Below are 545 nucleotides of genomic sequence, written 5' to 3'. Positions count from 1 at the left end.
TTGGTCTTTTTCATCTGTTACAGATGCTTTGATTGTCTTACCTTCAGTGTCTACATAGTGAACGTAAACATTACCTTTCACTTCTTTATAAACGTAAGTGATTGTTGATTTAGGTTTATCAACTTTACCTTTAATTGGATCAGATGATTCAAGGTGTCCATCGCCGTCAACTTTACCTACTGGGTAGTCACCTTTTGGTACGATCTTGTATGTTTTACCATCTGGAGTCTTGATTGTGTTAGGTTTTTCACCTTCCTCAGTTGTGTTATATGGAGTGTCATATGGTGAGTTTGGTGTGTCTTGACGTGGTTTTTGGATTTCTTTACCATCATTCTCACGGATGTAAGTAATGATTACTTCACCAACTTTAGGAGTTTCACTTTCAGACATTGATTGAGAAATTGAAACTGAAGTTGATTCAGAGCTTGAAAGTGATTCTGAAACTGAAGTTGAAGTTGATGTAGATTCTGAAAGGCTAGCAGATGCTGAGTAAGATTCAGAAGCTGATACTGATTCAGATACAGAAGTTGATTCTGAAGAGCTTG

Annotated in this window: 1 protein-coding gene; it reads right to left on the bottom strand. The window is 36.9% G+C overall.

Going from position 1 to position 545, the window contains the following annotated elements; all coding sequences use genetic code 11:
* Positions 1 to 545: MucBP domain-containing protein (locus HMPREF1519_RS00005; RefSeq protein WP_037610381.1), on the bottom strand; the 545-nt coding region annotated here is incomplete at both ends.

This window comes from Streptococcus sp. SR4, assembly GCF_000517725.1.
GTDB classification, from domain to species: Bacteria; Bacillota; Bacilli; order Lactobacillales; family Streptococcaceae; genus Streptococcus; species Streptococcus salivarius_F.
Note: the sequence above shows the minus strand (reverse complement) of the source record. Positions and strands in the feature narration are given on the sequence as shown.